General features: G+C 64.0%; 5 protein-coding genes. 4 read left to right on the top strand and 1 reads right to left on the bottom strand.

Going from position 1 to position 4,773, the window contains the following annotated elements; genetic code table 11:
* Positions 1 to 300, bottom strand: a 300-nt coding sequence (locus E5W87_RS20185; protein WP_292401291.1) for a DUF993 family protein, incomplete at its 3' end; no start/stop codon positions are given.
* Positions 301 to 540: 240 nt separating this feature from the next.
* Between E5W87_RS20185 and E5W87_RS20180 the strand changes: the two genes are divergently transcribed.
* The 4 genes from E5W87_RS20180 to E5W87_RS20165 form a co-directional block, all read left to right on the top strand.
* Positions 541 to 1,584 (top strand): LacI family DNA-binding transcriptional regulator, encoded by a 1,044-nt coding sequence (locus E5W87_RS20180; RefSeq protein WP_292401288.1) that lies wholly within the window; start codon positions 541 to 543, stop codon positions 1,582 to 1,584.
* A complete protein-coding gene (locus tag E5W87_RS20175; RefSeq protein WP_292401285.1) occupies positions 1,581 to 2,597 on the top strand; it encodes a Gfo/Idh/MocA family oxidoreductase in 1,017 nt (338 codons plus the stop codon). The genes E5W87_RS20180 and E5W87_RS20175 overlap by 4 nt, the downstream gene beginning before the upstream one ends.
* On the top strand, positions 2,594 to 4,195 hold the full coding sequence (locus E5W87_RS20170) for an acyl CoA:acetate/3-ketoacid CoA transferase (protein WP_292401282.1): 1,602 nt from the start codon (positions 2,594 to 2,596) through the stop codon (positions 4,193 to 4,195). The genes E5W87_RS20175 and E5W87_RS20170 overlap by 4 nt, the downstream gene beginning before the upstream one ends.
* On the top strand, positions 4,188 to 4,773 hold a 586-nt coding region (locus tag E5W87_RS20165; RefSeq protein WP_292401279.1), incomplete at its 3' end, for an enoyl-CoA hydratase/isomerase family protein. The genes E5W87_RS20170 and E5W87_RS20165, both read left to right, overlap by 8 nt.

Below are 4,773 nucleotides of genomic sequence, written 5' to 3'. Positions count from 1 at the left end.
GGAGCGGCGGATCAATTCCCTGGCGTTTGCCCAGTCGAAACCCATGCCGCGCTGCGAAGTATCCATCGCCTCGGCGATACGGAAGCCGAGGCGCCAGAGATGATGGCGGAACGCCATCGTGCGCTCCCAATCGACCGCGGGATGAGACCACGGATCGGTCATATCAAGGGGATCGGCCACGACATGGGCGGCGGCATACGCAATGCGCGAAAACCGCGCGCCGATCACCGGCTCTGCCGGCTGGCCGACAAGGCGGTAGCGAGTGCTGCGACCGCCCTCCTTGGGCAAAGCAATGTCCATAGATCTCTCCCTTGGTCGCGCCTATAAATGGAACGTTCCAATAAATCAAGAACCTTTATGATTCCCTCTCCCTCTCTCGCCAAATGCTGCGTCGCAGCGAAAAGCCCTTTGATAGGCGCATTACCTCACCGCTGAGTTCTCTTTTTTCGAACTCGGAAAATCCCGATTGACTCAAATCCAGCATAGGGATTAGAACGTTCCAATAAACTCGACCAGAAAATACCGGGAGGATACATCCGGATGGCCAGCAGGCCCAAGGCGACGATACTCGACATTGCCCGCGAGGCGGGCGTGTCCAAGTCGACGGTGTCGCTCGTGCTGCAGGGCAGCGGACTGATCCGGCCTGAGACCGCGCTGAAGGTTCGCAAGGCGATCGAGGATGTCGGCTATGTCTACAACCGCGGCGCCGCCAATCTGCGCAAGGCCCATTCCAACGTCATCGGTATGGTCATCAACGATCTCACCAACCCCTTTTTCGCCGAAATGGCGGTCGGCATGGAGCGCGTCTTCCAGTCGGCGGGCATCGTGCCGTTCATTGCCAACACGGCGGAGAACCCGGTGCGCCAGGAAGAAGTGCTGAAATCGCTGATGGAACAGGGTGTAGCCGGGCTGATCGTTTCGCCGGCGCGCGGCACGACCTCAGGTGCTTTCCGCCGCATCGAGATGGCGGGCCTTCCGATCGTCTTCACCATGCGCCGCCTTCCCGAAAGCCGCATCCCGGTGATCGCGCCCGACAATCATCGCGGCGCGTGGCTCGCCACCGCCCATCTGATCGGCAAAGGGCATCGCCGGCTGGTCTTCTTCGGCGGCTCGTCGGACCTGGTGGTCTATCACGAGCGGCTGGGTGGTTTTCGCGAGGCCTGCGAGGCGCTCGGCATCGCCAAACGCGATACACTCGTCGTCGAAGGCGAAACCAGCCGCAAGGGCGGCATTGCCTGCCTTGAGACCGCCCTCGCCATGGCCGAGCCGCCGAGCGCGGCACTGTGCTTCAACGATGCGGTCGCCTTCGGCGTGATGCTGGCGCTGCGCAAGCGCGGGCTCGAGCCCGGTGCGGATTTCGCCGTCGTCGGCTTCGACGACGTGATCGAAGCCCAGCACTACATGCCGGCACTGACCAGCGTCGCGGTGGATTCGGCGGGCCTCGGCGAGCGCGCCGCCCATGTCATGCTGAAGATGATCCAGTCGCGCACCACGCGCGCCGAGGATCATATCGGCGCCGTTAACCTCGTCGTCAGGGACAGTTGCGGTCCTGATCGCCGTGCGGGCGTGGGAGACGCGGCATGACCGTGAAATGGGGCCTGATCGGCGCGAGCACGATCGCCAGGCAATTCATGATCAGCGCCATCCGCGCGCAACCGAACAGCGAGATCGCGGCGGTGATGAGTTCCAGCCCGGAGCGAGCCACGGCCTATGCCAAGGAGAACGGCATCCCGCTTGCCGTCTCGACGCTCGATGAATTGCTCGGCTCCGACGTCGACGCCGTCTACATCTCGACCACCAACGAATTGCATCTCGAACAGGCATTGGCCGCCATCAGGGCGGGGAAACATGTGCTGTGTGAAAAGCCGCTGGCGCTGACCAGCGCCGATGCGCGCACAATGGTCGCCGCCGCCAAGGCGGCCGGCATCGTGCTCGGCACCAACCATCATCTGCGCAATGCCGGCTCGCACCGGGCGATGCGCGAAGCCATCGCCGCCGGCCGTATCGGCAAGCCGATTGCCGCGCGCGTCTTCCACTCCGTCTATCTGCCGGAAAACCTGCAGAGCTGGCGCATCACCAGGCCGGAAGCCGGCGGCGGCGTGGTGCTCGACATCACCGTGCACGATGCCGACACGCTGCGCTTCGTGCTCGGCGACGATCCGCTCGAGGTTTCGGCGTTCACACAGGCCGCAGGCATGGCCAACGGCGGCCTGGAAGATGGCGCCATGTGCATCTGGCGCTTTAAATCGGACATCATCGCCCAGTCGCATGAAGGTTTCACCACCAAATTCGCCGGCACCGGCTTCGAGGTGCATGGCAGCGAAGGCTCCCTGATCGCGAAAGATGTGATGACGCAGAAGCCGATCGGCTCTGTGCTGCTGCGCACGGCAAAGGGCGAGGAGGAATTGAGCTTCGACCGCGAAGATCTCTATGTCAGGTCTTTGCGCCAGTTCCATGCGGCGATCGGTGGCGAAGGCCAGCCGTCGGCGACCGGCGAGGACGGCATCTGGTCGCTGACATCGGCCGAAGCGGCGTTGCAATCCGCCAAGTCCGGCAAATCAGTCGTGGTCGACCCGAAATTCGGGGGCGCAGGATGAGCAAACTCGTCTCCGCAGCGCAAGCCGCCAGCCTGATCAGGGACGGCATGGTCGTTTCGGTGTCGTCGTCGAGCGGTCTCGGCTGCCCGGATGCGGTGCTCGCCGCCATCGGCGCGCGTTTCGAGGCGGAAGGCCATCCGAAGGGTATCACGACGCTGCATCCGATCGCCGCCGGCGACATGTACGGCATCAAGGGCATCGATCATCTGGCCAAGCCCGGCCTGTTGAAGCGCACGCTGTGCGGCTCCTATCCCTCGGGCCCGTCATCTTCGGAGCCGCCGCAGATCTGGAAGATGATCGGCGACAATTCCGTCGCCGCCTACAATGTGCCCTCTGGCATATTGTTCGACATGCATCGCGAGGCTGCTGCCAAGCGCCCCGGCGTGTTGACCAAGGTCGGCCTCGATACGTTCGCCGACCCGCGCCATCAGGGCTGCGCCATGAATGCGGCGGCCAGCGAGCCGATCGTTTCGGTGCAGCAGTTCGACGGTGAGGAATGGCTTTATTTCCGCTCGATCGTGCCTGACGTGTCGATCATCCGCGCCACCACCGCCGACGAGCGCGGCAACCTCACCTATGAGCATGAGGGCGCTTATCTCGGCGGGCTGGAACAGGCGCTCGCCGCCCGTAACAATGGCGGCGTCGTCATCGCGCAAGTCAAGCGCGTCGTCGAGAACGGCACGCTGAAGCCGCATGACGTGCGCGTGCCCGGTGTGCTGATCGACCACATCGTGGTGGCGCCCGACCAGTTGCAGACGACGCTGACGCCTTACGACCCGGCCATCTCCGGCGAGATCTTCCGGCCGCTGTCGACTTTCCGCAACGCCGAAATGAGTGTCCAGAAGGTCATCGCGCGGCGCGTCGCCATGGAGCTTGCCGACGGCATGGCCGTCAACATCGGCTTCGGCATCTCGGCCAATGTACCGCGCATCCTTATCGAGGAAGGCCAGCACGGCAAGGTCACCTGGGTGATCGAACAGGGCGCGGTCGGCGGCGTGCCGCTGCTCGACTTCAAGTTCGGCTGCTCGTCGAACGCCGACGCGTTCATGCCTTCTCCACACCAGTTCATCTATTTCCAGGGCGGCGGCTTCGACGCCTCGCTGCTCTCGTTCCTGCAGATCGACCGCCACGGCTCGGTCAACGTGTCGAAGCTTTCGGCAAGACCGCATGTCACCGCCGGCGCCGGCGGTTTTGTCGACATCACCGCGCGGGCAAAGAAGATCGTGTTTTCCGGCTTCTTCAATGCCGGGGCCAAGCTGTCGCTGGCCGATGGCGGCATCCGTATCGACGGGGAAGGCAAGGTGAAGAAAGTCGTCGGCGAAGTCGAGCACATCTCCTTCTCGGGCAAGCGCGCGGTCGCACAAGGACAGGACATCACCTATGTCACCGAACGCTGCGTGATGAAGCTGACGCCGGATGGGCTGATGGTGACTGAGCTGGCACCGGGCATCGACCTTCAGCGCGACGTGCTGGCGCAGGCCGAGATCCCACTCGGCGTCGCCAACGATTTGAAAGTGACACCGGACGCACTCTACCGGGATCGGCCGATCGGTCTGTCGCTCAACGGCGGCGCCTCGCTTGGAGGCGCAAATGGCTGAACGTCTCGTCACTTTTGAAACCGACGGTGCCCTCGGCATCGTCACGCTGCGCCGGCCGGACAAATTCAACGCGCTCGACATCCCGATGCTGCGCGCGCTGGAAGCAGCGCTCGACACAGCGGAAGCTGCGGACGGTATCCGCGTCGTGCTGCTGTGTGGCGAAGGCAAGGGCTTTTGTGCCGGCGGCGACGTCGAAGCTTGGTCGCAAATGAGTGCCGCCGACTTCCAGGTGCAATGGGTTCGCTACGGCCATCGCGTCTTCGACCGGCTGGCGCGGTTGCGGCAACCGACCATCGCCGTGCTGTCCGGCCATGCGCTGGGCGGCGGACTGGAACTCGCCGTCGCCTGCGACTTCCGTGTCGCCGAAGCGCATGTGAAATTAGGCTTCCCGGAAACCTCGATCGGTGTGGTGCCCGGCTGGTCCGGCACGCAGCGCGCGGTGCGCCGCTTCGGCGCACAAACGGTGCGGCGCATGGCAATCGGCGGCGAGCTATTCGTGGCGGCCGAAGCACTTGCTCTGGGCATCGTCGATCGGGTGGTCGACACAGGCAAGGCATTCGCCGAGGCCAAGGCCTGGG

This window comes from Mesorhizobium sp., from assembly GCF_004962925.1.
Lineage (GTDB): Bacteria > Pseudomonadota > Alphaproteobacteria > Rhizobiales > Rhizobiaceae > Mesorhizobium.
This window is presented reverse-complemented; position numbering and strand designations above follow the sequence as displayed.

Bases quoted from the DNA above. Each gene is read 5' to 3' on its own strand.
- E5W87_RS20180 (WP_292401288.1), top strand. From the start codon at position 541: ATGGCCAGCAGGCCCAAGGCGACGATACTCGACATTGCCCGCGAGGCG.
- E5W87_RS20175 (WP_292401285.1), top strand. From the start codon at position 1,581: ATGACCGTGAAATGGGGCCTGATCGGCGCGAGCACGATCGCCAGGCAA.
- E5W87_RS20170 (WP_292401282.1), top strand. From the start codon at position 2,594: ATGAGCAAACTCGTCTCCGCAGCGCAAGCCGCCAGCCTGATCAGGGAC.